General features: G+C 72.7%; 24 protein-coding genes, 1 tRNA gene and 1 pseudogene. 10 read left to right on the top strand and 16 right to left on the bottom strand.

The features are described 5' to 3' along the window. Nucleotides 1-54: 54 nt before the first annotated feature. The 6 genes from BLV01_RS04295 to BLV01_RS04270 all read right to left on the bottom strand — a co-directional run bounded on the left by BLV01_RS04295 (nucleotide 55) and on the right by BLV01_RS04270 (nucleotide 7,689). Nucleotides 55-537, bottom strand: a complete 483-nt coding sequence (locus tag BLV01_RS04295) for an LEA/WHy family protein (protein ID WP_091794306.1) — start codon at nucleotides 535-537, stop codon at nucleotides 55-57. 295 nt (nucleotides 538-832) lie between these two features. Then, on the bottom strand, nucleotides 833-1,480 hold the full coding sequence (locus BLV01_RS04290; protein WP_091794304.1) for a response regulator: 648 nt from the start codon (nucleotides 1,478-1,480) through the stop codon (nucleotides 833-835). A gap of 150 nt (nucleotides 1,481-1,630) precedes the next feature. Next, nucleotides 1,631-2,347 carry a sensor histidine kinase gene (locus BLV01_RS04285; RefSeq protein WP_091794302.1) on the bottom strand — a complete coding sequence of 239 codons (717 nt, stop codon included), beginning with the start codon at nucleotides 2,345-2,347 and terminating at the stop codon, nucleotides 1,631-1,633. Further along, nucleotides 2,344-5,769: a serine/threonine-protein kinase gene (locus BLV01_RS04280; RefSeq protein WP_091794300.1), complete on the bottom strand. Its 3,426-nt coding sequence runs from the start codon at nucleotides 5,767-5,769 to the stop codon at nucleotides 2,344-2,346. The genes BLV01_RS04285 and BLV01_RS04280 overlap by 4 nt, the downstream gene beginning before the upstream one ends. Further along, nucleotides 5,766-6,698, bottom strand: coding sequence for a GAF domain-containing protein (locus BLV01_RS04275; RefSeq protein ID WP_091794298.1), 933 nt, complete (start codon nucleotides 6,696-6,698; stop codon nucleotides 5,766-5,768). Before BLV01_RS04275 ends, BLV01_RS04280 begins: the two co-directional genes overlap by 4 nt. 67 nt (nucleotides 6,699-6,765) lie before the next feature. Continuing rightward, the gene (locus BLV01_RS04270; RefSeq protein WP_091794296.1) at nucleotides 6,766-7,689 is read right to left on the bottom strand and encodes a DUF6689 family protein; all 924 of its coding nucleotides are present in this window, start codon (nucleotides 7,687-7,689) and stop codon (nucleotides 6,766-6,768) included. Between the two features lie 441 nt (nucleotides 7,690-8,130). On the opposite strand from BLV01_RS04270, the gene BLV01_RS04265 reads away from it, so the two are divergent. The 3 genes from BLV01_RS04265 to BLV01_RS04255 all read left to right on the top strand — a co-directional run bounded on the left by BLV01_RS04265 (nucleotide 8,131) and on the right by BLV01_RS04255 (nucleotide 12,311). Beyond that, nucleotides 8,131-9,372 carry a S8 family serine peptidase gene (locus tag BLV01_RS04265; protein WP_254782491.1) on the top strand — a complete coding sequence of 414 codons (1,242 nt, stop codon included), beginning with the start codon at nucleotides 8,131-8,133 and terminating at the stop codon, nucleotides 9,370-9,372. An 826-nt stretch (nucleotides 9,373-10,198) separates the two neighbouring features. Further along, complete coding sequence (locus BLV01_RS04260) at nucleotides 10,199-10,879, top strand: hypothetical protein (RefSeq protein WP_091794295.1); 681 nt, start codon at nucleotides 10,199-10,201, stop codon at nucleotides 10,877-10,879. Next, nucleotides 10,872-12,311, top strand: coding sequence for a hypothetical protein (locus tag BLV01_RS04255; RefSeq protein ID WP_139178441.1), 1,440 nt, complete (start codon nucleotides 10,872-10,874; stop codon nucleotides 12,309-12,311). Before BLV01_RS04260 ends, BLV01_RS04255 begins: the two co-directional genes overlap by 8 nt. A 216-nt stretch (nucleotides 12,312-12,527) precedes the next feature. Here BLV01_RS04255 and BLV01_RS25155 read toward each other — a convergent pair whose 3' ends face one another. Together BLV01_RS25155 and BLV01_RS04250 are read right to left on the bottom strand one after the other, a co-directional pair. Further along, nucleotides 12,528-12,986 carry a hypothetical protein gene (locus tag BLV01_RS25155; RefSeq protein WP_139178439.1) on the bottom strand — a complete coding sequence of 153 codons (459 nt, stop codon included), beginning with the start codon at nucleotides 12,984-12,986 and terminating at the stop codon, nucleotides 12,528-12,530. A 432-nt stretch (nucleotides 12,987-13,418) separates the two neighbouring features. Beyond that, nucleotides 13,419-13,901, bottom strand: a complete 483-nt coding sequence (locus BLV01_RS04250; protein ID WP_091794291.1) for a DUF6491 family protein — start codon at nucleotides 13,899-13,901, stop codon at nucleotides 13,419-13,421. 168 nt (nucleotides 13,902-14,069) lie between these two features. Here BLV01_RS04250 and BLV01_RS04245 point away from each other — a divergent pair. Continuing rightward, a tRNA-Phe gene (locus BLV01_RS04245) sits at nucleotides 14,070-14,145 on the top strand. A gap of 634 nt (nucleotides 14,146-14,779) precedes the next feature. On the opposite strand, the gene BLV01_RS25150 is transcribed toward BLV01_RS04245, so the two are convergent. The 3 genes from BLV01_RS25150 to BLV01_RS04235 form a co-directional block, all read right to left on the bottom strand. Next, entirely contained in the window at nucleotides 14,780-15,226 is a 447-nt protein-coding gene (locus BLV01_RS25150; RefSeq protein WP_139178437.1) for a hypothetical protein, read from the bottom strand. A 239-nt stretch (nucleotides 15,227-15,465) separates the two neighbouring features. Next, nucleotides 15,466-16,269, bottom strand: coding sequence for a hypothetical protein (locus tag BLV01_RS04240; protein WP_091794290.1), 804 nt, complete (start codon nucleotides 16,267-16,269; stop codon nucleotides 15,466-15,468). A gap of 308 nt (nucleotides 16,270-16,577) precedes the next feature. Next, nucleotides 16,578-16,808: a hypothetical protein gene (locus tag BLV01_RS04235; RefSeq protein WP_091794288.1), complete on the bottom strand. Its 231-nt coding sequence runs from the start codon at nucleotides 16,806-16,808 to the stop codon at nucleotides 16,578-16,580. Between the two features lie 403 nt (nucleotides 16,809-17,211). Between BLV01_RS04235 and BLV01_RS04230 the strand changes: the two genes are divergently transcribed. Then, nucleotides 17,212-17,472, top strand: a complete 261-nt coding sequence (locus BLV01_RS04230; RefSeq protein WP_091794286.1) for a YjhX family toxin — start codon at nucleotides 17,212-17,214, stop codon at nucleotides 17,470-17,472. A 71-nt stretch (nucleotides 17,473-17,543) separates the two neighbouring features. Further along, nucleotides 17,544-18,050 carry a GNAT family N-acetyltransferase gene (locus BLV01_RS04225; protein WP_091794761.1) on the top strand — a complete coding sequence of 169 codons (507 nt, stop codon included), beginning with the start codon at nucleotides 17,544-17,546 and terminating at the stop codon, nucleotides 18,048-18,050. A gap of 80 nt (nucleotides 18,051-18,130) precedes the next feature. Here the strand turns inward: BLV01_RS04225 and BLV01_RS04220 are convergent, their stop codons facing one another. The 5 genes from BLV01_RS04220 to ftsY all read right to left on the bottom strand — a co-directional run bounded on the left by BLV01_RS04220 (nucleotide 18,131) and on the right by ftsY (nucleotide 22,927). Then, nucleotides 18,131-18,376, bottom strand: coding sequence for a DUF6289 family protein (locus BLV01_RS04220; protein WP_091794284.1), 246 nt, complete (start codon nucleotides 18,374-18,376; stop codon nucleotides 18,131-18,133). A gap of 198 nt (nucleotides 18,377-18,574) precedes the next feature. Further along, on the bottom strand, nucleotides 18,575-18,844 hold the full coding sequence (locus tag BLV01_RS04215; RefSeq protein ID WP_091794282.1) for an oxidative damage protection protein: 270 nt from the start codon (nucleotides 18,842-18,844) through the stop codon (nucleotides 18,575-18,577). 79 nt (nucleotides 18,845-18,923) lie between these two features. Beyond that, nucleotides 18,924-20,057 (bottom strand): A/G-specific adenine glycosylase, encoded by a 1,134-nt coding sequence (gene mutY, locus BLV01_RS04210; RefSeq protein WP_091794279.1) that lies wholly within the window; start codon nucleotides 20,055-20,057, stop codon nucleotides 18,924-18,926. A 13-nt stretch (nucleotides 20,058-20,070) separates the two neighbouring features. Next, the gene (locus BLV01_RS04205) at nucleotides 20,071-21,372 is read right to left on the bottom strand and encodes a hypothetical protein (RefSeq protein ID WP_091794277.1); all 1,302 of its coding nucleotides are present in this window, start codon (nucleotides 21,370-21,372) and stop codon (nucleotides 20,071-20,073) included. 10 nt (nucleotides 21,373-21,382) lie between these two features. After that, nucleotides 21,383-22,927 carry a signal recognition particle-docking protein FtsY gene (gene ftsY / locus BLV01_RS04200; RefSeq protein WP_091794275.1) on the bottom strand — a complete coding sequence of 515 codons (1,545 nt, stop codon included), beginning with the start codon at nucleotides 22,925-22,927 and terminating at the stop codon, nucleotides 21,383-21,385. A 143-nt stretch (nucleotides 22,928-23,070) separates the two neighbouring features. On the opposite strand from ftsY, the pseudogene rsmD reads away from it, so the two are divergent. The 4 genes and pseudogenes from rsmD to BLV01_RS04180 form a co-directional block, all read left to right on the top strand. Continuing rightward, nucleotides 23,071-23,681, top strand: a pseudogene (gene rsmD, locus BLV01_RS04195) (16S rRNA (guanine(966)-N(2))-methyltransferase RsmD); the annotation flags it as partial. A gap of 155 nt (nucleotides 23,682-23,836) precedes the next feature. Continuing rightward, complete coding sequence (coaD, locus tag BLV01_RS04190; protein ID WP_091794273.1) at nucleotides 23,837-24,340, top strand: pantetheine-phosphate adenylyltransferase; 504 nt, start codon at nucleotides 23,837-23,839, stop codon at nucleotides 24,338-24,340. 68 nt (nucleotides 24,341-24,408) lie between these two features. Continuing rightward, the gene (locus BLV01_RS04185; RefSeq protein ID WP_091794271.1) at nucleotides 24,409-24,903 is read left to right on the top strand and encodes a hypothetical protein; all 495 of its coding nucleotides are present in this window, start codon (nucleotides 24,409-24,411) and stop codon (nucleotides 24,901-24,903) included. A gap of 420 nt (nucleotides 24,904-25,323) precedes the next feature. Next, the gene (locus BLV01_RS04180; RefSeq protein ID WP_091794270.1) at nucleotides 25,324-25,572 is read left to right on the top strand and encodes a YfhL family 4Fe-4S dicluster ferredoxin; all 249 of its coding nucleotides are present in this window, start codon (nucleotides 25,324-25,326) and stop codon (nucleotides 25,570-25,572) included. The last annotated feature ends 67 nt before the right edge of the window (nucleotides 25,573-25,639 follow it).

The raw sequence follows: 25,639 nt of genomic DNA, 5'->3' as shown, positions 1-25,639 counted from the left end.
GGACGGAAACCGGAAGCGACGGCGCTAGCCGATCGCTTGTTCCCTATGCCGGCCTCAGCGCATCACGCCGGGCAAGCCCGGCGCCGGGCTCAGCGCGCTGCTGCGCTCGATCTGGAACGTGCGCTGCTTGGCTTCGCTGGGGGTGGCGAGAAGGTCGCCCTTGAGGCTGTAGTTGAGGCTGCGGCCGCCGGCGAGGGCGTCGGCGATGGCCAGGCGCGCGCCGCTGGCGGGCTTGAGCGCGAGGGTGACCACGTCGGCCGATTCCGGGCCGATCGACAGCGCCGGCTGCGCCTGCAGCTGGCCGGCGGTTTCCTCGCCGAGCTTGAGCTGCAGGTCGAGGCGGTCGAACTGCATCGGGATGCTGCTGAAGTTCTCGATCCGCAGGTCCACCGACCAACTGCCGTCGGTCTTGACCGTGAGCTGCTGGATGCGCGCGGCCGGCTCGGACACGCGCCGCACCGGGCCGGTCTTGCAGCCCGCCAGCAGCGCCAGGAGCAGCGCCAGACCGAATACCCGCACCCAGACGCCTGCCTTCATGCCGCTGCTCCGTTAAAACGCTTGTTGGGATGCCGAGGATACTACGGCGAATGGTGGGGCGGTCGCGACCTCGGGGCGGGCGGTTCGGGGGCGGGGAAGCGGGGCGGCGGCCGGTGTGGCGGACGGGGCCGGCTGTGGCGTCGGCGCAGGGGCGGGCGGCGCCGTGGCTGGAGTGGCGCGGTCGCGGCTTGCGCCGCTCGTACAGGAACTGCGGCCGGCTCGTTTGCGACTGTAGGAGCGGCGCGAGCCGCGACCGCGACAACCCAACTGCGCCGAAGGCCGAACGCCTGCCGACTCAGTCCACCAGCCCCTTGCGCGAGGCATAGCGCACCAGCTCCGCGCTGTTGCGCACGCCGAGCTTGTCGAGCACGCGGGCGCGGTGGTTTTCGGCGGTCTTGACGCTGATCGCCAGGCGCCGGACGATCTCCTTGGTGGTCAGGGCGTCGGCGATCAGGTGGAAGACTTCGCGTTCGCGCGCGGTCAGGCGGCCGTAGGGATCGCCGAGGTCGCGGCCGGGGTGGCGCAGTTGCTCGGCCAGGGCGCGCGCGGCCTGCGGGCCGAAGTAGCCGCGGCCGGCGTGGACTTCGCGCACCGCCGCCAGCAGTTCCGCGGCCGGGCTGTCCTTGACCACGTAGCCGGCGGCGCCGGCGCGCACCGCCTGCAGGATGTATTCGTCCTCCTGGTGCATGGTCAGCACCAGCACGCGCGGCGCGGGCGCCAGTTCGCGCAGGCGGCGGACCACCTCCAGGCCGTTGAGGCCCGGCATCGACAGGTCGGTGACGACCACGTCCGGCTGCAGCTCCTGCGCGCGCTGCAGCGTCTGCACGCCGTCGGCGGCCTGCGCCACCACGTCGATGCCGGCGCCGCGCAGCAGGCCGGCCAGGCTCTCGCGAACCATGGTGTGGTCGTCGGCGATGAGCACGCGCACGCTGGATTCGGGCATGGCCGCAGGGTGCGCAGGGCGGCGCGGGGCGTCAAGCCGGGCGCGGACGCGGGGTGGCTGCAGGCGCGCCCGGCTGCAACTGCGCGCCCGCTCCGGCAGTGGGCAAAGTCCGGGCGGGGCGGGCAGGCGTCGGACGCAGCGCGCGCGCGATCAGGCGTAGTCGAGCGGCAGGCGGGCGCTCAGGCGCAGGCCCGCGCCGGGCGCGCCGGAGATCTCCAGGCGGCCGCCATACAGGCGCAGGCGCTCGCGCATGCCGCTCAGGCCGTTGCCGCCGCTGGCCAGGGCTGCGGCCGGATCGCAGCCGCGGCCGTCGTCGCGGACGTCCAGGTGCAGTTCCTCGCCGCGGCAGTGCAGGCCGATCCGCACCCGCCGCGCCTGGGCGTGGCGGGCGGCGTTGGCCAGCGCTTCCTGGGCGGTGCGGAACAGCACGGTCTGCAGTTCGCCGTCGAGTTCGGGCAGCGCGCCCAGTTCCAGTTCGACCCGCGCGCCGCCGCGGCCGTCGTGGCTGCGCGCGAGCCAGCGCAGCGCCGCTTCCAGGCCGAGGTCGTCGAGGATCGGCGGGCGCAGCAGGCGCGAGAGTTCGCGGGTGTCTTCCAGGGTGTCGCCGCACAGCGCCAGGGCCTGGGCCAGCCCGTCGCGCAGCGCGGCCTGCTGCGGTTCCAGCGCGGACTGGATGTCGTGCAGGCGCAGCTTCAGCGCGGTGAGGTTCTGGCCGACGCCGTCGTGCAGTTCGCGGGCGATGCGGCGGCGCTCGTCCTCCTGCACCCGCCACACCGCGCGGCCGAGGCGGCGGAACTCGCGTTCGTTGCGTTGCAGCCGTTGCAGCAGTTCCTGGTAGAGCGTGCGCAGGTCGGACGGATCGCTCATCGCGCCGGCTCGGCGGGCGCGGCGGCGTTGGCGGCCTGGGCGCGGGCCGGGTCGTAGCCCGCGCGCAGGGCCGGCGGCAGTTGTTCGCGCAGGCGTTGCCGCTCGGCCAGCGCGCGCGCTTCGCTCGCGGCCGCATCGAGGCTGCGCGCGCGCTGCGCCTGCGCGGCCAGCGCGTGCAGCGTCGCCGCTTCGAGATGATCGCCGCGGCGCAGCAGCGGTTGCGCGTCGCGATAGGCGCGCAGCGCGGCGTCGGCGTCGGCGGCGGCCAGCGCCAGGCGCATGCGCGCGCCGGCGGCCTGCAGGCGCAGGCCGGCGTGGCCGAGCGCGTCGATGTCGCGTTGCAGCGCCGGTTCGAAGCGGCCATCGGCCTCGGCCGCCTGCACGGCGACCTGCAACTGCAGCAGGCGCACGCCGGAGCGTGCGGCGTGCTGGCGCGCCTGGCCCAGCGCGGCGCGCTCGCCGCTGCGCTCGCCGCCGGCGCGGTCGAGCTGCGCGCGCAGCAGCGCGGCGATGCCGCGTTGTTCGGACGAGGCCTGGGCCAGCTGCGGCGCCAGCGCGTCGAGGGTCGCGCGCGCCTGCGCGCCGGCGTGGGCGGCGGCCAGCGCCTGCGCGCGCAGCAGGCCGACGTCGGCCTGCCCGCGCGCGTCGTCGCGCTGGGCGAACAGCGCCTGCGCGGCATCGAGTTGCGCCAGCGCCGCGCCGATCCGGCCCTGCATCAGTTCCAGTTCGCCCAGGTTGCGCCGCGCCACCGCCGCTTCTTCCATCATCTGCGCGGCCAAAGCGGCGTCGAGCGAGGACTGGAGCAGTTCGCGCGCCTGCGGCCACTGCCCGCGCGCGGCGGCGAGCAGGCCCAGGTTCTGCGCGGTGCGCACCCGGCCGGTCTCGTCGCCGAGCCTGGCGTAGGCCTCGCGCGACTGCACCAGGTAGGCCTGGGCGTCGTCGTAGGCGCCGAGCTGGTAGTGGGCGAAGCCGATGTCGTTGAGCGCCTGGGCGGTGCCGGCGGCGTCGCCGGCCTGCTGCCAGGCCGCCAGCGCGCGCCGGAACGCGGCCAGCGCGGCGGGGTAGTCGCCGCGTTCCTCGGCGAGCAGGCCGAGTTCGTTCTCGACCGCGGCCAGGCCGTGGCGGTCGTCGAGCGCGGCGTAGAGTCCGCGCGCGTCGCCGAGGCTGCGCGCGGCTTCGTCGAAGCGGCCGGTCAGCGCCAGCACGTTGCCGAGGTTGCGCAGGCTGGTCGCCAGCCCGCGCCGGTTGCCGACCGCGCGGCGCAGTTCGACCGCGCTGCGGTACTGGGCCAGCGCGTGATCGTTCTGGCCCAGGCGGGCGTAGCCGATGCCGAGCGCGTTCTGGGTCTCGGCCTCGCCGTAGCGGTTGCCGCCGCGCTTGTACTGGACCAGCGCGCGCACCAGGTAGTCGTCGACCGCCGGCTGCGCCTGGCCGTGCAGGATCGAGAACTTGCCCAGTTCGAACCAGGCGCGCGGGTCGTCGGGGTCGCGCGCGGCCAGCGCGCGCGACTGCGCGATCGCCGCGGGCGCGTCGCCGCCGGCGCCGAGCGCGCGCGCCAGCGCCAGTTGCGCGTAGGTGTCGTCGCGGGCGGCCTGGGCGCGTTGCCGCCAGTACGCCGCGGCGGCTTCGGCGTCGCCGTCGAGGAGCGCGCGTTCGGCGGCGAAGCGGCGGCGAAATGCGGCGCCGTCCGCGGTGGCGTCGTTCGGCGCGGCGTCCTTGGCGGCGCCGTGCGTTGTGGCCTTTTCGGCCGCTGTCGCGCCCGCCGGCGGCGCGCCCGCGGCGCGTTCGCCGCTTTCGAACGCGGCATAGGCGCCGTCGGCGTCGCCGGCGGCATTGCGCGCCTCGCCCAGCGCCAGCCAGCCGGCGGCGAAGCCGGGCGCGGCCGCGGTGGCGCGTTCCAGCGCGGCGACCGCGGCGGCGAGATCGCCGTGGTCGCGGGCGATCAGGCCGGCGCCGTAGCTTTCCAGCGCGGCGGGCGGTTCGGCTGCGATGGCGGCCGCCGCTGGCGGCGCGGCGGCGGAGGCGGACGCGAGACCGAGCGCGTCGCGCAAGGCCGCAGCGTCCAGCAGTGCGGCCAGCGCCTGGGTCGGCGTCGCGCCTTGCGCGGCGAACTCGCGCGCCGGGCCGGCGCCGGCCTGCAGCCGCGCGCGCAGGCGCCACTGCGCGCCGTCGTGCGCGAGCGCGAAACCGAGCGTGCGCTCGGCGCGGGCGAGCCGTGCGGCTTGCTGCGCGGCCGGCGGCGCCGCGCCGCTGGGGTCGAGCTGGCGCAGCGCCTGCTGGCTGCGTTCGTCGTCGACCACGGCCGCGCCGCGCGCCGCCAGCGCTTGGCGCAGGGCCGCGGCGAGCGCGCGCTGGTAGCGGCGTTCGGTGTCGTCGCCGGCGGCCTGCAGCGGCGCGACCAGCAGCCGCTGCAGCGGCGCGGCGGCCGGCAGCGCCGTCGCGGCCGGCGCCGCCACGGGCGCGGCCGCGGGCCGCAGCCACCACGCGCCTGCGGCGGCCGCGGCGAGCGTCGCGGCGACGCCCAGGCCGATCCAGGCGCGCCGGCGCGGGCGCCAGTCGCGCGGCACGTGGCGGCGGTCGATCGCGGCGATCACCGCCGCCGCGTCGGCCAACCGATGCGCCGGTTGCGGGCGCAGCAGGCGGTCGGTCAGCCGCACCAGCCAGGCCGGCGCGTCGGCGCGCAGCCGGCTCACCGGCGGCGGCGTGCGCAGCATGCGCTGGGCCAGCACTTCGCTGGCGGTGCCGCCGGCGAACGGCATCTGCGCGCTGAGCATTTCGTGCAGGATCAGGCCCAGCGCGTACAGGTCGCTGCGCGCGTCGGCGCCTTCGCCGCGCGCCTGTTCGGGCGAAAGGTAATCGGGCGTGCCGACGATCGCGCCGGTCTGGGTCAGGCCGCTGCCGGCGAGCGAGCGGGCCACGCCGAAGTCGGCGATCAGCGCCTCGCCGTTGCGGTCGAGCAGCACGTTGGCCGGCTTGAGATCGCGATGGACCACGCCGCGCGCATGCGCCGCGGCCAGGCCCTCGGCGATCTGCCGGGCGATGCGCACGGCGGCGTCGATCGGCAGCGCGCCGTCGCGGTCCAGGCGCCGGTCCAGCGCCTCGCCGTCGATCCAGTCCATGCCGATCAGCCACTGGCCTTCATGGCGGAACAGGTCGTGGATGCGCACCACGCGCGGGCTCGACACCTGGCGCGCGGTCAGCAGTTCCTGGCGGAAGCGTTCGAACGCGTCGCCGCGCGCGGCCAGCTCCGGGCGCAGCAGCTTGAGCGCGACCTGGATGCCCAGGGTGGTGTCGAGGGCGCGGTAGACCTCGCCCATGCCGCCCAGGCCGAGCATGGCCTCGATTCGGAAGCGCCCGGCCAGCAGGCTGCCGGGCGCGAGCCCGCGGCCCGCGTACAGGCCGGTCGCGGTGGTGTCGCTCACGAGGCGGTGGCCTGCGCGCCCAGCACCCGGTTCCAGCGCAGCGGCGCGGCCGCCGGCTGCAGCGCGTCGAACGCGCGCTGCGCCAGCAGCCACAACGCCGCGCTGTCGGCGAAGGCGGCCAGCAGTTCCATGTCGAACTGGCTGATCGCCTCGCCGGCGCCGCGGCGGTCGGCGTAGACCGCGCCCAGGACCCGGCCGGTGTGCAGCAGCGGCAGGCACACCAGGCTTTGCAGGCCGCCGGTGATTACCGAGGAGCGCTGCGCCAGCCACGGGTCGTCGTCGATCCAGTTGACCACCACCGGCTGGCGTTCGCGCAGGCAGCGCTGGACCGCGCCGACGCTGCCGGAGAACGCGCGCGCGCTGAGGTCCTCGTGCTCCAGCGACAGGCTGGCCTGGACCAGGAATTCCTCGCCCTGGGCCAGCAGCAGGAAACCGCGGCTGCAGCCGGCCAGTTCGACCACGCCGCGCAGGATGTCGCCGGGCAGGTCGGCGGCGGCGAGGCCGTCGTCGAATCCGCCCGCCGCCGCGGCTTCGGCCGACGGCGCGGCGCCGGCCTCCAGCCGCCGGGTCCAGGCCTGCGACAGCGCGCGGCGCTCGCGCTCGCGTTCCTGCCAGGCCTGGGCCTCGTCCTCGTCGTGCAGCGAGAACTCGCACAGCACATCGCCGAAGCGCAGCCAGGCTTCGCTGCGTTCGAGCACCGCCTGGGCGACCTGGATGCCGTCGACGTGGGAACCGTTCTTGCTGCCGGCATCGAGCAAGCGCCAGCCGTCCGCGCCGTGCGCCAGTTCGGCGTGCTGGCGCGAGACGGAAGGGTGGTCGATGCGCAGCTCGCACGTGGGATCGCGGCCGATGCGCAGGCGCGAACCGGCGGGGATCCATCGGCTGATGGCTGCGGCTTCGGGCGGGTAAACGATCAGGCGCGCCGGCATGGCCGCATCTTACTTGGAACGCCCGCGCCCGCGTCGATGCCGGCGCGGCGCGGACGCGGCGGCGCGCTCAGGGGCCGTAGTCGCGCAGGTAGGCGACGCTGAAGCGCAGGGTCGCCGCACCGGCGGCGAGTTCGCCGGCATCGTTGCGGTGCGTGCGCGTGGCCCGCCATTCGTCGTCGATGTAGACGCCGGCGCGGGCTTGCGCGCGCGTGCGCACGGCGTCGGCGGCGGCCAGCGCGGCGGCGTAGTCGGGCACCGCCAGCGCGGTTTCGACGTCGTCGAGCAGGGCGTCGAAACCGGGCCGCTCGGCCGGCGCCAGCAGGTCGACGCGCGCGCGCAGGCGCTGCAGCTTGGAGGCGATCACCAGCGGCGTCGGGCGCGCGTCGGCGAGGATCAGGAACTGCGAGAAACCGCCGTAGGTGCCGCGCGCGCGCACGCTGCCGGCGGCGATCTCGTCGGTGACGTCGTAGAACGCGCCGCCCAGCGGCGCCTTGAACAGGCGCAGGCGGGTGCCGGCGGCGTAGGGCAGCCAGTGGGTGTGAATCTCGACCCGGCCGCTGCCCTTGAATTTGAGGCCGCCCGACAGCGGCGGCTGCACCGTCACCAGCATCGGCAGGCTGCCCGGCAAGGTGGTGAGGTCGGTATCGGGCAGGCGCGCGATCAGGTTCGGGTCGTACAGGCTCACGGTCTTGGCCGAGACGCCGAGGGCGGCCGGGCTGAGCCCGCTGGCGTCTTCGAAATCGAGCAGCAGTTCGGCCACGACCGGGCCGGGCCAGCCGGGCAGGAACGGCAGGCGCACGGTCGCCTCGGCGTGGTTGCCGGTGGCGGCCACCGTCACCGGCAACGGAATCTGCGCCGCGGCCGCGCCGCTGCCGAGCGAGAGCCCCGCCGCGGCGACCCACGCCGCCAGCCGGGGCAGGGCGCGGCGCGCGGCGCGCAGGAGCGCGGCGATCGAAGTCGAGCCGGTCGGGATCGAGTCGGTGTGGCGCATGTCGGTGTCGTCCCCTGTCCGTCGCGGATTGGCAGCGCCGGGCCGCGGCGGCCTGGCCGTCGCGACGGTAACCCGGAACCCGTCGCGCGCGCATGAACCGGCCGCCGGCCCGCGGACGGCCCATCGGGCCGGCGCAGGGCGACGCCGATCCGAGCCTACTGTGCGGCCGGTCGCCGGTCTGTAGGGGTTTTCCCTCACGCCGGCTGGGCGGTCTCCCGGATGTCGCCGCGCCCGCGCGCCGGGCCAAGGTGGGCCACCCGGTCCCCGGGGGCACGCAGGGAGTCCGCACGACATGCAACGCAACCGTCGCACCCTTCTGAAACTGACCGCGCTGGCCCTGGGCCTGGCCGCCAGCGGCGTCGGCCTCGCCGCCGCCCGCCTCGACGCCGCGCTCGAGCGCGCCCTGGCCGGCGCCGCGGATGCCGCCCCGCTCGAGTGGTGGTGTCCTACGACCAGCCCGGCCCGCTGCGCGCGGCCCAGGTGCAGGCGCTGCAACTGCTCGGCATCGGCCAGGGCGTGAGCATGCGCGCGCTGCCGATCGCCGGCGCGCTGGCGACCCCGGCGCAGATCCGCGCCCTGGCCCAACGCGCCGACGTGCGCTCGATCCATTTGAACCGGCCGCTGCGCTACTACAACCAGGAAGCGCGCGAGTTGTCCGGGGTCAACCGGGTCCAGGCCCATCCCGGCGATTTCGGCCGCAGCGTGCCGTTCACCGGCCGCGGCGTGGCGGTGATGATCAACGACTCGGGCATCGACGCCACCCACGCCGACCTCAAGTACGGCCAGCGCGTGGTGCAGAACGTGCAGGCGCTGACCAACCTGCATTCGCTGCTGGACTTCCTGCCGGTGACGGTGCTGGAGAACCAGCTCAACACCGACATCAGCTCCGGCCACGGCACCCATTGCGCCGGCACCGTCGGCGGCAGCGGCGCGCGTTCCGCCGGCCTGTACCGCGGCGTGGCCACCGGCGCGGATCTGGTCGGCTACGGCTCCGGCGCGGTGATCTCGATCCTCGACGCGGTCGGCGGCTACGACTACGCGATCGCGCACAAGAACAGCTTCGCCTCGCCGATCCGGGTGATCTCCAATTCCTGGGGCACCTCGGGCGCGTTCGACCCGACCGATCCGGTCAACCTGGCCAGCTACGAGGCCTACAAGCACGGCATCGTCAGCGTGTTCGCCGCCGGCAACGACGGCCCCGGCGCCAACACCCACAACCCCTACGCGCAGGCGCCGTGGGTGATCTCGGTCGGCGCCGGCAACAAGGACGGCACGCTCGCCGACTTCTCCTCGCGCGGCAATCCGGGCGAGAGCGGCAGCTTCGTCATGCCCGACGGACAGCGCTGGACTTACGTCAACGAGCCGACCCTGGTCGCCACCGGCGTGGACATCGTCTCCACCCGCGCGCCGACCGGCGCGCTGCCGTTGCTGGCGGCGCAGCAGGACGCCGCGCTCGGCGCGCGCGCGCCGTTCTACACCCACATGAGCGGCACCTCGATGGCCACGCCGCACGTCGCCGGCATCGTCGCCCTGCTGCTGGAAGCCAAGCCGTCGCTGCAACCGCTGGAGGTCAAGCAGATCCTCAGCCAGACCGCCGATCCGATGCCGGGGCGGCAGCGTTTCGAAGTCGGCAGCGGCCATGTCGACGCCTACGAAGCGGTGGGGGTCGCCAACGCCTACTGATCGATCCGGACCGGCCGCGCGCGGCGCCCGCGCCGACGCGGCCGGCCGTCACCGGTTCGGGCGGGTGGCGAACCCCGTCCGTCCTTCGCCCGCAGCGCCGCGTCCCCGGCGCTGCGGGCGGTCTCTCCAGCGAGTCGTCGAACGTTTGTCATGAGCGGATGCCCGGGAAGGTTTCGGGCATCCGTTTTTTTATCGCGCTGTCCTCGACCTGTGCTGCCGAACGGAAGCGAGCGGGGTTTGCGGCATCGACCGTCGTCGAGTCGACCGACCGCCGGGCTGCGTATCAATCCCAGCTCCGCGCCCGCGGAACGGGCCCGCCCTCGCTATCCGCGGGAAAAGCGGTGGCCGCAACCGGCCAACGCCGGGCTAGGGGGTGGGGCGGATTCGCGCGGGGCAGCGGACCTCGAAACCAACGAGTGAGCCGTTCCCGACCCCGGACGATCCGGATCGGGCCTTGGCCGATCACGCAGGCCCGTTTGCCGCCGGGCGCACCCCGTGTGCCTGACGGACACGTGTCTCGAACGGGCCTTTCGATCTGCGCTCCGCATCGCGTTACTGGCTTGATCGCCTCCTCAAAAGCGGACTTGATGTGCAACCTTTGGCTGCGCATCGTTGGCGTCACTGGGCGCCCAGGCGCTGGACGCGGCGAAGGACGGACCCCGACGTGACAGGCAATGCGGCCGTCCGCCCCGCGGATGGCCTTCACCCCCTCGAACACCGCTCGCGCAGTCGCTGGCGCCTCTTGGCGCTGGCCCTGGCCGGGCTGACGGCGTGCGTCCAGCCCGCCACCGACCCAGCCCCGGCCACCCCCAAGGAGAAGTCCGCCATGACGGCCCCCGGTTCCGACCACGCCCACCCGACCACGCCGGAGCAGGCCGGCGACGCCGCCGCGGCGGCAGCCGATCGGGCCGCGGGCCAGGCGCCCCGGGCGGCGCCCGCCACCCCGGCTCCCGCACGCGTTTCGATTCCCGACGGGCCTGCCCTGACGTCCGACGAACTGCAGACGCGGCTGCTCACGCTCGTGGCAGGCCTGAGCACGGCAGTCCAGACGGAAGGCCCGCAGGTCGCGCAGGCGCTGGGCACGCCGCTGGCCGCGGACCCGCGGAACCCGGATCGGCTGATCGCCGAGGGCGAGCTGGGGCAAGGCGGGCGCTACCACGTCGTGGTCGGCTCGGTTTATCCCGACGTGCCTGGGCGCCGCGTCGAGGTCCGCTTCATCCCGCCTGGCTGGCGCGGCGACCCGCGCGATCCCGAGCGCGCGCCGACCGCCTGCGGCCTGGCCTTCCAGCCGCTGAGCGATGCGCTGGTCGAGCTGGGCTACTCGCGCACCCGCGGGCCGACCCACCAGCGCGAACGCTGGTCGTTCCGCAAGGATTTCCCCCGCAACGCCATCGCCTTCTACATCAAGGCCAACCTCTACCGCGCCCAGGACGGCACAGCCGAGGGCCGCGCTTGCGTGCTCTCCGTGCAGATCGACGCGGACAGCGCGGATCTGAGCCATGGCTGAGGTGCGCCCGGAGTTGAGGCCGTTGATCGAGGGCCTGGCGAAGCAGAAAGGCCTGCCGCCATCCGCCGTGGCCGACATGCAGGCGGCGATCGCCACCTCGCCCTACCTGTCGAGCGTCATGGTCGACGCCATGAACCAAGGGCGGCTCAGCCGCCTGCGCGTGACCGACCAGCCCCACGAGGGCGGCCATTACGACACGGCCTCGAAGACGGTGTTCGTGAGCGCCGACGCGTTCGCCCACCAGTCGATCGAACCGCAGGCGCGCATCGACAACGTCGCCAGCGCGATCGGGCACGAGGTCGGCCACGCGCTCACGGCGTCGGCGCGCGCGATGGAGATCGAACGCCTGTCCGCCGCGACCGGAATCGCGCTGCGCGAGGCCGCCGGCAACGCGTCCTATGTCGACCTGACCCGCGACGCGCAGCGTTACCTGGACTTCACCCGCAGGGACGAAGCGCTCGCCGAACTGGTGGGCATGAACGCCCTGGCGAGCCGGGTGACGGGCGCGCATCCGGGCCGGTTCGACGTCGACGATTTTCTGGAACGCGCGGCGCCGACGACGCGTTGCGTCGATCAGCCCAGGGAGAACCGGCCGCCGGCGTTGGCGCCCGGGATCCGCCTGCGCAACGACGGCATGCAGCTCACCGGCGACCGCTTCGACAGCCCCGCGGTCGAAGCGGTCGCCGCGTGCCATTACGACAAGAGCGCCGGCCTGGGGCGCGAGGGCAATTCCAACTACCGCAACTACTACGGCGGGACCGTGCTGGAGACGATCGCGGCCCGTCGAGCGGAGTTGGGCCAGTCCGGCACCCAGGCCCTGCCCGAAGTCCGCCTGGACCTGGCCAGCCTGAAGCTCGACCTGCGCCAGATGGAGCGCAACGGCCTGGACCTGGGCGGCCCCGGCAGGAGCCTGGGCTTCACGGACACCAGTCACGGCAAGCTCGAGCTGCGGACCGCCCGGGACTCGAGTTCAGGCGTGGACAAGATGCCTAAGGACACCGTGGCCGAGAAAGCTGCGGTGCGGGCGGACGGTCCCGGTCATCCCGACCATCGGGCCTTCCAGATGTTCCATGCTGCGATCACGGCGGACGGCCGGTGGAGCGAAGCGCAGGCGCGCAACCTCGCCGCGGCCGGCGTGGCGGCGGTGAAGGCGGACCCGACGGTGGGCACGAACCTCGCCGGGGTCGTGATCGGCACAGGGGCGGATGGGGCCACGAACCTCATCGGGTACGCCTCGCCCCACGGGCCTGCGGGGCCGCACCATCACCTGGCGATCGACGCCGGCAACGCCGCCCGGATTCCCGCGCAGAGAAGCCTGGATCGGGTGGAGCAGCTCAACCAGCAGCAGGCTCAGCAGGCCCAGGCTCAGCAGCTTGAACATCAGGGCGTGGCGCAGGAGCCGGCCGGTCCCAAGCGGGGGCCGAGCCTCTGACTGCGACCGGCCCCAGGTGCGTCGCGGCGTCGTCGGAAGGTCGGTCGAATCGCGCGCCTGCGCCGGCCGGCGATGGCTGCATCGAAGCGGTAGTGGGAAGCGGGAATGGACGGTGGCGATGCCGCCGCGGCGCGTCGCAAAAGCGTTAGAGCGCATCGATGTCGTCGCGCGCAAGGTCGGAAAATTCGCGGCTGTCCCTGGATGCCGGCAGTTGCGTCAGTCGATGGCGTGCGCGCGCTTGAGCTGGGATTCGGCGGGAAAGTCGCGTGACGCAGGCGAATGCGATCCGAAGCGCGCCGGTTTCGATAGGCGCGCCTGGGCGACGAGTCTGGATGCGGCTGCGCCAGCGACGATCGTATCCGCCAGCGCTGTGCCCGCCGGGGATCTGTGCATCCGGGACGTATTCGTCGAAGCCGTGTTCGTTGCAGCGATATACGCCGGCACGGCGCCCGCCGAAGCGGCATCGGCCAAAGAGGCATCGCCCGAAGCCGGCGCAGCGACAGACGCGCGGGGCGCGGAAACGGAGACGAGGGATTCGGAGTGCGCGACGGATGCGCGCGGAAAAGAAGGAGCCGCCGCTCGGGCCAACAACGCCAGGGCCGAGACGGCGGTCAGTACGAAGAGATAGCGTGGCAGCGCGCGGAACGTGTCCTGGACCCAATTCGCTGCCTTCATGCACTCGCCCCGCGCATTCCCTGCGGGGGCAACCGGCCGGCCATCCGGGCCGCCGGCGCAACATCCTGTTCGCAGTGCATTACCGCTTCCCCAACTTCTGTAATCAGTAGCCCCAGGCTCCGCAGGTGCGCTTGCTCAAGGCGGCGGCCTCGTTCCATTGCTGAGCGGCGTCCGTGTCGTCGCATGGCCGTGCTGCCGGGGCCCGCACAGATTGCGCCCGCCGGCCGGGCCGGCGCAGTAGGCCGACGGCCCGGCGCCGTGTAGGAATTTTCTGACACGTGTCACGCGGCGAATGCGCAAAGCGCCGGCCCAGGGACGCGGCCGCGATCCGGCGTCGCGACCGGCGCGAGCGCCGGACAGGCAGTGCGATGCCGGCCTGGCGCGCAGTCATCGCTCGCGATACTCGCGCCGCAGGCCCGCGCATCGCCGCGCTCAGGGATTGGAGTCTGCCGGCATCGTCCCGGCCGAACGCAGGTCCTGCTGCGCCTGTTTCAGCGCCTTGACGTCGAGCGGCAGGATGCGGTCGATGAAGCACGGCATCTTGATCGACTGGCGATCGAGCACCACGACCTTGTCGAAGCGTTGGTGCACGCGGCCCATCTGGTTGGTCACCGTGATCGCCTGGGCGAAGTCGAGGCCCGGGCAGCTGCCGCGCAGCTCCAGCAGGTAGGCCTGGTTGGGCTTGGTCCACAGGCCCAGCGTGCTGTCGCCGAGCGGCGTCCAGCCGTCGATGCGGCCGAAGTACTGGAAGCTGTCCACTGGCGCGCCGACATGTTGCCGGTACAACGCCAGGCGCTGGGCGTCGTCGAGCTTGGGACCGGCGCTGGCGCAGCCGGCGAGCGCGGCGACCGCCAGGCAGGCGGCCAACAACGGCGCGGCGCGGCCGCGCGGGATCGCGGTAAGCGAGCGTTTCATCGACGTTTCCTTATGGCGGCATCGCCGCCGCTGGGGTATCGCCCGCATGATGCGCCCGGTGCGCGCGACGGGCGCAGCGCCCGCCGGCATCGTTCAGCGCAGGGGAGGCTTGCCATCGGCTGCATCCGTCCGTATCATGCCGCCTCTCTCACGGGTTGCCCGTGAAATGGCCGGGTAGCTCAGTTGGTAGAGCAGGGGATTGAAAATCCCCGTGTCGGGGGTTCGATTCCCTCCCCGGCCACCATTTACGAGAAGGGCTTAGCTTTCGAGCTAGGCCCTTTGTTTTTTTAGCTCGCACGGAAATTGCGCGGATGTTCGCCGAGGCGACTCGCGGCGCTTCCAGGGCGAGATGATCCGGCGCGAGGTGTCCGTAGTGCAGCGCCGACTGCAGCGACTTCCAGCCGCCAAGTTCCATCAAGGATCCAAGTGCGGCCGCGACGTACCAATGTGCCCAGGTGTGGCGCAGGTGGCGCCAAGTCCGGCTCGCAGCCACTCAAGGCGAAAAACGTTCGGGACGCGCCACCCAGTCGCCAGCGCGAAAAGGAAGGCGGCCGCAAAATGCGCCGCCAGCTCCGCATAGAGCCTACGGGTCTCGTCGTAAGTCGGCCAACGGCAGCTTTCCTTCGGTTTCCACTCTCTGAGAGCTCGATCGCCGGCAAGCCGTCGATCCTGCCCCCATCCCCCGCAGCTGTCGGGATCGATCGCACAAGCCCGCGCCTCTTCTCTGCCGTCACGCGCGAGATGAGTGCCTCCTTGTCTCGGGCGCTCGAACTTCGGCTCAGGCATGGTTCGAAAAAGCCGCGCCGGCAGGGCGACCAGTGGGTTGCGCTGGTAGCCACCGCCTCTCGGGCAGGGGCGCCGTCGTGTCGCGGACGGCCTTATCCGCAGTGGCCGCTGATCTCGACCCGGTAGGCCTTCTGCCCGCCGGCGACGGGCATGACTATGCCGCCCTGGACGAAAACGCATCGGTTCTCGCCCGCCACAGAAACCGGCCCGGCCTGGTATTTGCGGTTTCCCCAGTCCTCGTTATAGAGAAGCGGTTTGCTGCAGCCGTTGCGTGGATGGAAGTTTTCCTGTTTGCAGGTTTGCAAGAGCACCGTGGTGTGCCGGTTCTGGCCCCAGGTCGCGCTCGAATGCATGGTGCGGGCGCAGTTCTTTCCCGAATTCGCATCGTAGTACAGCTGCAATTCCGCAAGTTTCTGTCCGGACGGATTTTTGATCGGTTTGAGCCCGACGAGCTTTCCTGGGCAACTCTGGGCCAGGGCGGTACCGCTGAACGCGATGCCTGCCAGCACGATAGCGAAGGAGCAGATCAATCGGTGCATATCCTTGTGCCTCCGTAAGACAGTTCGTGAAAAGCAGCGCGAACGGAGCGAGTGCTCGAGGCTGCGTGCGTTCCATTGCATCGGCCGTTTCGCGGCTGCGTAGGCCGGGGCTCGCAAGCGTGCGTGCCGGACGAAACCGGCGGCGACGAAGATCGGGCGATGCGCATCCCCAACGGGAAAAAGCATAAGAGCATCGCAAGCGCTGCAACAACACGGCCGTGCGGCGGGAGCTGAATGATTTACCTACGTGACTTGGCGTCGACGCGATCCCGAGCCGCCCGGTAGATCAGGTACTCCTCGCGGTTCAACGAGAAGTCGCCCAACGCTTCCAGTGCGCTGCGATGCAATTGCGAATCGGGCGTTGCGTCGGATGCCAGTGCCAGCAGGGCCTCTTTTATGTCTTGCGTGCGTACGTTCGAAACAAGAACCGCAGTCGCTGCGGCGCGAACGACTTCCGCATTCGGGTCGTACAAGCCCTCCCTGAGCACGCCGGCAATGGCGTCGCTGCGGTCCCAGGCGGCGGTACGGATCAAGCCGTCGGCGCGGACTTCCGGGTCGGACGATCCTCGCACCGACTCCAGTTCCTTGAGGAACGGCATCAAGTCTTCCGGCGGTAGCGGCGCAGGCGTGATGTTCTCGAAGATCCGCGCCTTGGCGGTCGGATCTTGCTGCGTTGAAATCAATTGCAGGAAGGTTCTGCGCACCGCAGGGTCCTGAACGCCGATGGCGTCGAGTTGCTGCAGGCAACGCTCTGCGGCTTTCGGTTCTGTGCGGCTGGCGCAAGTCGCGAGCGCACGCAGGTCGGCAGGGCGGCCGGAAGAATCGGCACTGGCGTCGGCTCTCGAAACCGGTTGCGAGCCGATGGGCTGCGGGGTTGCGTCCCGCGACGATTGCGCGGGGTCCTTTGGGGAAGGCGCATCTGCGTCGGACGACGCGCGTTGCGACGGATGAGCGTCCGTCCGGCCGTGGCTGGCGAAGTTGCCGAGCACGAACCCCGCGCTCAGGCACGCGATGCCGACCGCCAACACGCTGGTTCTGGACATGGGCCGGGCCGAAGTCCCTGGGATCTCGCAACAGTACCCGCCCCAGGATTGCGTGGCCACCCGACGGCGAATGCAAGGAGGGAGGCATTCAAGCCGCGCGCCGCCGGTCTGCGCGCGGGCGTTACCTGGGTCGGGTGTCGTTCGCGGGATGCGCTGCGGGCGCGATGCCAGGCGTTCGCGGGCGCCCGGAGATGGTCGGCGGACTGGCGATCAAGGCCATGGGCTCTTGCGAAACGAAAGCTTTCGGCTGCGCAGACGCCGGGCTTGCGCGCGAGCGCGCAAGCCCGGACGTCGACGGACAACGGCGCTTACGGCGCCTGGCAACCGTTGGCCAGCAGGCACTTGCTCCATTCGTCGAAGCACTTCTGGAACTCGGCGTCGGTCATGACGCCGTCGGCGCGCGCATCCAGGCGGCATTGGTTGTAGTTCTTGGTGCACCAGCGGTCCTGGCACGCGGCGTAGACCGATGCCGAGAAGCCGAACGCGGCGACGGCGACGGCGACGAACAGCAGGGTGGATCGGGCAGACAAGCCTTTCATTCGTTCTCTCCTTGGTAAACGGACGATTGGACTGCGCTTGCGCGGCGGCGGAACGGGGCCGCCGCCGCGGCGCCGGCCCGGGGCGGGCGCCGCCTGCGATTGTGCGGCATCGCCGGCGCGGTCGCTGCGACCGGCGGCGCGGGCGGCCGCAGCCTCGCGGGAGCGGCGCGGCGTCGGTTCGGACGCCGCCGGCGGCGCGGTTGACACGCGCATGGCGCCGAACTAGGGTTCGCTTCCCCGTACTCCCGCCGACCGGCGGTCAAAGAGGGAAGCATGTCGGAGATTGTGGCCACCCGCTGACCTTCGCTTTCAGTGAAGGTGGGTAACGCGTCGAGTCTGTTCGCCATCCGCGCAACGCGGGTGCGCGCCGTCGCGTTCGTTCCGGCCACAACCGACCTGCGACATGAACCTCTCGAAATCCGAGCAGCGCGTCCTGCACGCGCTGGCTCAGGGTGGTGCCATCCACCATCGCCGCGCCGACGAAAGCGCGGCCATCCTCGCCGTGGACTGCTACAACCGCGACGGCTTGCGCCTGACCGACTGCAGCGTGGCGGTGTTCAAGAAACTCAAACGACGCGGCCTGATCTGCTCGCACGACGGGCAGCCGTACCGCATCAGCCAACTCGGGCGCCGCAGCGTGCGTCCGCAACCCGACAATCGGTGACGACTATGTTGAGCTTGCTCATGTTCGATGCCGGCCGTTGCGGCCCGTTGCCGTGCGCACAGGAGGAATCCATGCGAATCCACGAAGAAACCCCTGCCCAGCGCGCGCAGGTGCACGCGCTCAACCGCGCCGGCTTCGGCCGCGCCGACGAAGCCGACCTGGTCGAACGCCTGCGCGCGGACGGCCTGGTGCGGCTGTCGCTGGTGGCGGTGGACGACGACGAGGTCGTCGGCCACATCCTGTTCACCGGCTTGCCGACCCGGATCGACGGGCGCGACGTCGATGCGGTCGCGCTGGCGCCGATGGCGGTGCACCCGCACTGGCAAGGCGCCGGCGTCGGCTCGGCGCTGGTGCGCGAAGGCCTGGCGCGGCTGGCGCGCGATGGCTGCGAAGCGGCGATCGTGCTCGGCCATCCGGGCTATTACCCGCGCTTCGGCTTCAGCGCGGCGCTGGCGGCCAAGCTGGTTTCGCCGTTCGCCGGCGAGGCGTTCATGGCGCTGGAACTGGCCGAAGGCGGCCTGCGCGGCGAGGCCGGCGAAGTGCGTTATCCGGCCGCGTTCGGTATCGACGCGGCGTAGCGAAGAACTACGCGGCGCGACGGCGCGCCGCGAGGCGAGCGGCGGACCCGGCACGGACCGGGTCCGCCGTCGCGATGAACTTATTCGACGACCGGGCAGGCGACCCGGACCAGCCTGACGTAGCGGGTGCTCACGCCCCAGCGCGGGTTGAGGCAATCGCCATAGCCGCGTTCGCCGACCACCTCGGTGTAGGTGGCGTCGCTGTAGTAGGTCTGGATGTAGCTTTCGCCCGGATTCGGATACGGCAGCGCGTTGGCCGCCAGCGACAGGGTCATGCCGGCGGCGAAGGCGATCAGGGCGAGCTTGCTCTTGGACGGCTTTTGCATATCGACTCTTCCTTGTGTTGGTGCGCCTGGCGCGACGCCGCCGCGGCTGCGGCGATACGGCGCTTCCCTGCGCGTCTGGATGTCCGGCCGAGGGGACCGGAACCTGGATTCAACACGAAAGCCGCTGTGGCGCGAGCGTGTATGCGATGTGAGCGTTGTCGCAGTTCCGCGGCGGGCGCGCGGTCGCGGTTCGCGCGCTCAGGCCTGCGGGACGTAGCCGGCCGGCTTGTCGGCGCCGCCGCCGAACAGGAACTTCTCCATCTCGGCTTCGAGGAAGGCGCGGTCCTTGGGATTCATCGGCGACAGCCGGTTCTCGTTGATCAGCATGGTCTGGTGGGCCAGCCATGCCGCCCACGCGGCCTTGCCGATGCCGGCGAAAATGCGCTTGCCCATCTCGCCGGGCCAGGGGACGAAATCCAGGCCTTCGGTCTCGCGCTGTTGGTACTGGCAGAAAACGCTGCGGCTCATCGGCAATCCTGGGGTGGCGGCGAAGGGGGACGGTACGAAACGGCGAGGCGGCAGCGGGCGGGGATGCGACCCGCCGCGCTCAGCCCGCCGCTTCGATCAGCTTGCGGATCGGCGCGGGGATGCCGAGCGCGGCCAGTTCCTCGCGCGCGAACCAGCGCAGGCCGTCATTGTCGCCGACCCGCGCGCGCAAGGCGACCGCGCGCCAGCGCCGCGGCTGCAGTTCCAGCTTGTAGTGGCTGAAGGCGTGGGCGATCGGCGCCAGCGCTTCGCCGTCGGCGTATTCGCCGTCGAGGTGGGTTTCGAACCAGCGCTCGGCCTGTTCCTCGTCGTCGTGCTGCGGCAGCGTCCACAGCGCGGCCCAGATGCCGGTCGGCGGGCGCCGTTGCAGCAGCACGCGGCCGCTGCGGTCGAGCAGCCACAGCACCTGCGCATGCCGCTGCGGCACCGCCTTGCCTGGCTTGGGCACCGGCAGTTCGGCGGTGCGGCCTTCGATGCGGGCGCGGCAATCGGCTTGCAGCGGGCACAGGATGCAGGCCGGATCGGCGCGCGTGCACAGGGTCGCGCCCAGGTCCATCTGCGCCTGGGTGTAGTCGGTCATGCGCGCCGTCGGCAGGTGCGATTCGGCCAGCGCCCACAGCTGCTTTTCCACGGCCGGCAGGCCGGGAAAACCGTCGATGCCGTGGTAGCGCGCGAGCACGCGCTTGACGTTGCCGTCGAGGATGGCGTGGCGGTCGCCCCAGGCCTGCGAGGCGATCGCCGCGGCGGTGCTGCGGCCGATGCCGGGCAGCGCGGTCAGCGCGTCGAGCTCGCGCGGCAGTTCGCCGCCGTGGCGCTCCACGCACAGTTTGGCGGCGGCGTGCAGGTTGCGGGCGCGGGCGTAGTAGCCCAACCCCGACCACAGGCCGAGCACGGTGTCCTGTTCGGCCGCGGCCAGCGCGGGCAGGTCGGGCAGGCGGGCGACGAAGCGCTCGAAGTAGGGCGCGGCGGTCTTGACTTGGGTCTGCTGCAGCATGATTTCCGACAGCCACACCCGGTACGGCGAGCGCGGATGCTGCCAGGGCAGGTCGTGGCGGCCGCTGACGTCGAACCAGGCCAGCAGGCGCGCGGCGAAGGCGTCGTCGCCGGCGGCGGCCGGCGCGGTTGCGGCGGCCGCGGTCGCGGGCTTGCGGCGGGAGCGGGCGGGGGCGTTGGCGCTTTGGCTACGGGCGTTCATTGCGGCTGCGGTGTCAGGAGGCCGGCGCGGGCGCGGCGGCGGGCGGATCGTCTTCGATCTGCACCTCCACGCCTTCCAGGGTGGCGCCGGAGATCTCGATCTTCGGCGTGCTCAGGCGGCCGGCCAGCGGCGGCAGCGGCGGGCCGTCCTTGGCATCGATCCAGGCCAGCACCTGCGGCAGGCGGAAGCGGCCCTCGAATACGGTCTGCTCGCGCTGGGTGCGCAGCTCGGCGCTGTCGGAGAAGTCGGCCTTGCCGTCGTAATCGAGCTGGAACGACAGCGGCGCGGCCGATTGCCCCAGCGGCGGCGGCAGCGCGGGCCAGGCCTGCGGCCAGGCCTGGATGCGGCCGCGCCAGTGCAGATGCAAGGCCTGGCCGAAGCCGAAGCGGCCGCCGGCGTCGAGGTTGGGCACGGCGCTGTCGGCGGCGGCGCGCAGCGCGGCGCCCATCGGCGCCAGGCTGAGGTCGCCGTCGCGATAGCGCAGCGGCCCGGCCACGCCGAACGCGAACGCCAGGGCGGTGGCGTCGGCGCCGCTGCCGGCGCGATAGCGCGCGTTCGCGCCGAGCCGCAGCGCGTCCAGGCCGAGGCCGTCGTCGCCGGCGTGCAGGCGCGCGCCGGCGCGCACGCGCATCGGCAATCGCCAGTCCTTGGCCTGCACCGCGACCGCGCCGGCCAGGCCGAGGCCGCGCGCGGCGGCCGGGCGCTGCAGGGTCGCGTAGAGATCGAACGGCACCTCGACGCCGTCGGCGAGCGCGCGGCCGCGCAGGCGCCCGCGCACGGGTTTGTCCGGATCGAGCTCGGCGAATTCCACGCCGATGGCTTGCACCGACCAGCCCTCGCCGGCGACGCGGCCGTCGCGAACGCGCGCGCCGCGGCTCAGGCGCGGCAGCTTCAGCGGTTCGGTCGAGGCCGGGCGCGAGGCCAGCCAGCGCTGGAGTTCGCCGAGGTCCAGTTGCGGCGCGTCGAGTTCGACCCGCTCGACGTCGAGCGAGGCGCCGGCGGCGCGGATCGTCGTCCACGGCACCGCCAGGTAGACCCGGCCGGCGCGCAGCAGCGGCGTGTCGCTGCCGGGAACGCGCGCGACCAGGTCGCGCACTTCCAGCATCGGCGTGCCGCGCAGGCGGTACTCGCTGGCGCCGCTGGCGCTGATCTCCAGGCCGAGCGCGCGGCCGGTCTGGCTCAGCACGATCCAGCCGACCTGGCTGGGCCGCGAGACCCAGCGCAGGCCGATCAGCGCGGCCAGCAGCAGCGCCAGGGCGATCCAGAGCCGCTTGCGCGAGCGGCGTGGCGGCGCCGTCGTTCCGGCGGCGGCCATGCGCGGCGCCTCAGCCGCCCAGCGCTTCGGGCAGCAGGGCGTCGACGAAGGCTTCGGCGTCGAACACGCGCAAGTCTTCCGGACGCTCGCCGATGCCGGCGAAGCGGATCGGAATGCCGAACTCGCGCGCCAGCGCGAACACCACGCCGCCCTTGGCGGTGCCGTCGAGCTTGGTCACCACCAGCCCGGTGACGCCGACCGCGGCGTGGAACTGGCGCAGCTGCGACAGCGCGTTCTGGCCGGTGGTGCCGTCGATGACCATCAGCACTTCGTGGGGCGCGGTCGCATCGACCTTGGCCAGCACTCGGCGGATCTTGCCCAGCTCGGCCATCAGGCCTTGCTGGGTGTGCAGGCGGCCGGCGGTGTCGGCGATCAGCACCTGGGTGCCGCGCGCCTTGGCCGCGGCCAGCGCATCGAAGGCGACCGAGGCGGCGTCGGCGTTCTGGCCCTGCGCCACCACCGGCACGCCGTTGCGTTCGCCCCAGGCCTGCAGCTGGGCGACCGCGGCGGCGCGGAAGGTGTCGCCGGCGGCCAGCATCAGCGGCCGGTTTTCGTCGCGGAAGCGCTTGGCCAGCTTGCCGATGGTGGTGGTCTTGCCGACGCCGTTGACGCCGACGGTGAGGATCACGAAGGGCTTGGCGGCGGTGTCGATCGCCAGCGGCCTGGCCACCGGCTGCAGCATGCCGATGAGGTCGGCGCGCAGCGCCGACAGCAGCGCGTTGGCGTCGGCGAACTCGCGCGACTTCATCCGCTTGCGCAGGTTCTCGACCAGCGCGGTGGTGGCGGTGACGCCGACGTCGGCGGTGATCAGCGCGGTCTCGATCTCGTCGAGCAGGTCGTCGTCCAGGCGCGGGTTGCGCGAGAACAGGCCGCCGAAGCTGCGGGCGAAGGTGCTGTTGCGCAGGCGCTCGCGCCAGCCGCTCTTGCCGGCGGGGGCGGCGGGCTTGTCGACGTACTCGATCGGGGCGGTTTCGGCCGGCGCGGCCGGCACCGGGGCGGGCGCGGCCGGCGCGGTTGCGACCGCAGCGGTCGCGGCCGGCGCGGCGTGCGGCGGTGCGGCCGGGGCGGGCGCCGCGACTGCGGGCGCGCTCGGCGCCGGCTTCGGCGGTTCTGCCGGGGCCGGTGCGGCCGGCGCGAGGGCGACCGCAGCCGGCGCGCTCGCGGCAGGCGCGTTGATAGGCGCGGGCGCAGGCGGGGTCGCGGTGGGCGGTGGTGCGGGCGGCGCAGGCGCGGCTTGCGCGGCTCGCGCTTCGTCCGGCTGGACGTCCGCCGGCCGAACCGCGGCCGGCGCGACCTCGGCCGCAGCGGCTTCGGCCGCAGCGGCTTCGGCCGGCGCGGCTTCGACCGCCGGCGGCGCGGCGGGCCGGGCGTCGTCCTGCGCAGCCGGGGCGGCTTGCGCGGGTTGCGCCGCTGGCTCGGCTTCGCCGGCCTGGGCCGGATCGGCCGGCGCCTGCGGCTGCGCGCCGGGAATGGCGGCGGCCAGTTCCTCGATGCTGTATTCGCGCTCGGACGGCTTGCCGGCGTCGGGCTTCTTGCGGCGGAAAAAACTGAGCATGAGACGGAAGATGGGGGCATGCGCGAGAATCCGCACATGCTAGCACCGGCCCCCCTCCGCCCCCGATGAACCACGGTCCGAGATGAACATGTCCAAGCGCGGCCGCTCCGGCGCACGATCCCCGGGCCCGTCCAACGCCGTCGCCGACAAGGCCGGCGCCGGCGCGTCCGCGCGCGGCCCGGCCGGCAAGGTCCGCATCATCGGCGGGCGCTGGCGCGGCACCCGCCTGGACGTGGCCGACGCGCCGGGCCTGCGCCCGACCTCCGACCGGGTCCGCGAGACCTTGTTCAACTGGCTGCAGCCGATGCTGCCCGGCGCGCGCGCGCTCGACCTGTTCGCCGGCAGCGGCGCGCTGGGCCTGGAGGCGCTCTCGCGCGGCGCCGCCGGCGCGGTGCTGGTGGAACGCGATCCGGCCCTGGCCGCGCAGCTGCGCGCGCTGGCCGCGCGCCTGCCCGGCGGCGAGGCGGCCCAGGTGGTCCAGGCCGATGCGCTGGCGTGGCTGGCGCAGCAACCCGTCGCCGCGGGCGAGGGCGGCGCCGCGCCCGGCTTCGACCTGGCCTTCGTCGACCCACCGTTCGCCGCCGGATTGTGGGATGCGGTGTGGCCGGCGCTGGTGCCGAGGCTGGCGCCTGCGGCCTGGCTGTACGTGGAAGCGCCGCTGGCCGCGCCGCTGGCGCTGCCCGCGCCGTGGCTGCCGCACCGCGAGGGAGCCACCCGCGAAGTGCGCTACGCGCTGTACCGCCGCGCCGGCTGAGCGCGCGCCGGCGGCCGGCGGCGGCCCCGCCCGGGGCCGCGCCGATCCGCCCGCCCGTGCAGGTTCCCGCCGCGCGGACGGCTGCTACACTGCGCCGCAACCGGCGCGGCGGCCCGCGCGCCTCCCGCTCTTTCCCGCGAAGAACGACCCCACGAATGAGCTCGGCCCGCCTGCGTACCGCCGTCTATCCCGGCACGTTCGACCCGATCACCAACGGCCACATCGACCTGGTCGACCGCGCCGCGCCGCTGTTCGAGCGCATGATCATCGGCGTGGCCGAAAGTCCGGGCAAAGGCCCGGCGCTGCCGCTGGACATCCGCGTGGAGCTGGCGCGCAAGGCCGTCGCCCACCACGCCCATGTCGAGGTGCGCGGCTTCAACTGCCTGCTCGCGCATTTCGTCGCCGAAGTCGGCGGCGGGGTGCTGCTGCGCGGGCTGCGCGCGGTCTCGGACTTCGAATACGAATTCCAGCTGGCGAGCATGAACCGCCACCTGATTCCCGACGTCGAGACCCTGTTCCTGACCCCGGCCGAGCAATACGGCTTCATTTCCTCCTCGCTGGTGCGCGAGATCGCGCGCCTGGGCGGCGACGTCTCCGGCTTCGTGCCGCCGGCGGTCGTGCAGGCGCTGCAGGACGAATGGCAGGGCAGGCAGCCCTGAGCCGCCGCCGCGTCGCGTATTCCTATTCCACCCAAGCCACACCGAACCGATACCCAAGGGGCCTACCGATGAAAACTTCCTCCCGTCTGCTGTTGATCGCCTGCCTGGCGCTGCCGTTGCTCGCCGCCTGCCAGAAAGAGGAGAAGAAGGAGGTCGCCGCGCAGGCCGCGCCGCTGTCGGCGCCCAAGACCAGCGACGAGAACGCCTGGAGCGCGTACCTGACCGACGTGATCAAGCGCAATCTCGACGGCGTGACCGGCAGCACCTACGTCTACACCTTGCCGGCGCCGGACGCGCCGACCTTTCAGGGCGACTACGACCGCATGCTGGAAAAGGCCCAGGCCGACATGAGCCGCGGCGTGCTGGAAGGCAACCTGGTGGCGTTCGGCTCGCCGAGTTCGGCCAAGTCGGCCGACCTCGCCGTGGCCTCGTTCGAGAAGGTCGACCCGAACACCATGAAGGGCGTGAAGTTCATCTTCGTCGGCGACGCCGCCGACAGCGAGCGGGTCAAGGCCGCGGTGACCCCGGCCGGCGTGAACTACACCTTCGTCGAAGCGAAGTAAGCCGCCCGCACCGCCGCCGTTGCGGCGAGCGACCGGTTTGCCGATTCGGGCCGCCTTGCGCGGCCCGAATCGTTTAGGAGAACCCGGGCCGCCTTGCGCGGCCCGAGTCGTTTCAGGGCAGCCGGGCCGTTCTGCACGGCCCGGACGCTTGCGCGACGCACGCAGCCGCCCCGCGCGGCCCGGATCGTCTTGCGGTGCCCAAGGCGCCTGGCGCGCGGCCCGAATCGCGCGAAGCGCCCGCGCGGCCTGGGCCGTCGCTGGCCACGGCTTCCTTGCGAAAGCCCGCGCCAGCGCCCGGATTCGCCCGTCGCGGCACGCTGCGTCCCGGCGCGCGGCTATGCCCCGGGGCGGCGGGCGCCTAAACTGGCCGCTGAGCCGGCAGCGCGAATCGCGCGACAGCGCCGGCGCCCCCGGAACGCCATGTCGCTGAAGATCAACGAGCTCTGCGTCAACTGCGACGTCTGCGAGCCGGCCTGCCCGAACCAGGCCATCGCCCAGGGCGAAACCATCTATGTCATCGATCCGGCGCGCTGCACCGAATGCGTCGGCCACTACGACGAGCCGCAGTGCGTGATGGTGTGCCCGGTGGAGTGCATCGACAAAGATCCCGAATTCGTCGAATCCGAAACGCAGTTGCTCGACAAGCTGCGCCGCCTACAACAGGAGTGAACCCGATGCGCAAGGCGCTGCGGCCGCGAGCCGGTCTGATGTCCCCGTGGTTGCTGGCCGCGTTGCT

It is taken from the genome of Lysobacter sp. yr284, from assembly GCF_900107375.1.
In the GTDB taxonomy this organism is placed as follows: Bacteria; Pseudomonadota; Gammaproteobacteria; order Xanthomonadales; family Xanthomonadaceae; genus Lysobacter.
The sequence above is the reverse complement of the archived record's forward strand: the minus strand, read 5'-3'. Positions and strand labels throughout refer to the sequence as shown.

Excerpts from the sequence above, each read along its gene's own strand:
- BLV01_RS04295 (WP_091794306.1), bottom strand. The coding sequence starts at position 537 with ATGAAGGCAGGCGTCTGGGTGCGGGTATTCGGTCTGGCGCTGCTCCTG.
- BLV01_RS04290 (WP_091794304.1), bottom strand. The coding sequence starts at position 1,480 with ATGCCCGAATCCAGCGTGCGCGTGCTCATCGCCGACGACCACACCATG.
- BLV01_RS04285 (WP_091794302.1), bottom strand. The coding sequence starts at position 2,347 with ATGAGCGATCCGTCCGACCTGCGCACGCTCTACCAGGAACTGCTGCAA.
- BLV01_RS04275 (WP_091794298.1), bottom strand. The coding sequence starts at position 6,698 with ATGCCGGCGCGCCTGATCGTTTACCCGCCCGAAGCCGCAGCCATCAGC.
- BLV01_RS04270 (WP_091794296.1), bottom strand. The coding sequence starts at position 7,689 with ATGCGCCACACCGACTCGATCCCGACCGGCTCGACTTCGATCGCCGCG.
- BLV01_RS04260 (WP_091794295.1), top strand. The coding sequence starts at position 10,199 with ATGACGGCCCCCGGTTCCGACCACGCCCACCCGACCACGCCGGAGCAG.
- BLV01_RS04255 (WP_139178441.1), top strand. The coding sequence starts at position 10,872 with ATGGCTGAGGTGCGCCCGGAGTTGAGGCCGTTGATCGAGGGCCTGGCG.
- BLV01_RS25155 (WP_139178439.1), bottom strand. The coding sequence starts at position 12,986 with ATGAAGGCAGCGAATTGGGTCCAGGACACGTTCCGCGCGCTGCCACGC.
- BLV01_RS04250 (WP_091794291.1), bottom strand. The coding sequence starts at position 13,901 with ATGAAACGCTCGCTTACCGCGATCCCGCGCGGCCGCGCCGCGCCGTTG.
- BLV01_RS25150 (WP_139178437.1), bottom strand. The coding sequence starts at position 15,226 with ATGCACCGATTGATCTGCTCCTTCGCTATCGTGCTGGCAGGCATCGCG.
- BLV01_RS04240 (WP_091794290.1), bottom strand. The coding sequence starts at position 16,269 with ATGTCCAGAACCAGCGTGTTGGCGGTCGGCATCGCGTGCCTGAGCGCG.
- BLV01_RS04235 (WP_091794288.1), bottom strand. The coding sequence starts at position 16,808 with ATGAAAGGCTTGTCTGCCCGATCCACCCTGCTGTTCGTCGCCGTCGCC.
- BLV01_RS04230 (WP_091794286.1), top strand. The coding sequence starts at position 17,212 with ATGAACCTCTCGAAATCCGAGCAGCGCGTCCTGCACGCGCTGGCTCAG.
- BLV01_RS04225 (WP_091794761.1), top strand. The coding sequence starts at position 17,544 with ATGCGAATCCACGAAGAAACCCCTGCCCAGCGCGCGCAGGTGCACGCG.
- BLV01_RS04220 (WP_091794284.1), bottom strand. The coding sequence starts at position 18,376 with ATGCAAAAGCCGTCCAAGAGCAAGCTCGCCCTGATCGCCTTCGCCGCC.
- BLV01_RS04215 (WP_091794282.1), bottom strand. The coding sequence starts at position 18,844 with ATGAGCCGCAGCGTTTTCTGCCAGTACCAACAGCGCGAGACCGAAGGC.
- mutY (WP_091794279.1), bottom strand. The coding sequence starts at position 20,057 with ATGAACGCCCGTAGCCAAAGCGCCAACGCCCCCGCCCGCTCCCGCCGC.
- BLV01_RS04205 (WP_091794277.1), bottom strand. The coding sequence starts at position 21,372 with ATGGCCGCCGCCGGAACGACGGCGCCGCCACGCCGCTCGCGCAAGCGG.
- ftsY (WP_091794275.1), bottom strand. The coding sequence starts at position 22,927 with ATGCTCAGTTTTTTCCGCCGCAAGAAGCCCGACGCCGGCAAGCCGTCC.
- coaD (WP_091794273.1), top strand. The coding sequence starts at position 23,837 with ATGAGCTCGGCCCGCCTGCGTACCGCCGTCTATCCCGGCACGTTCGAC.
- BLV01_RS04185 (WP_091794271.1), top strand. The coding sequence starts at position 24,409 with ATGAAAACTTCCTCCCGTCTGCTGTTGATCGCCTGCCTGGCGCTGCCG.
- BLV01_RS04180 (WP_091794270.1), top strand. The coding sequence starts at position 25,324 with ATGTCGCTGAAGATCAACGAGCTCTGCGTCAACTGCGACGTCTGCGAG.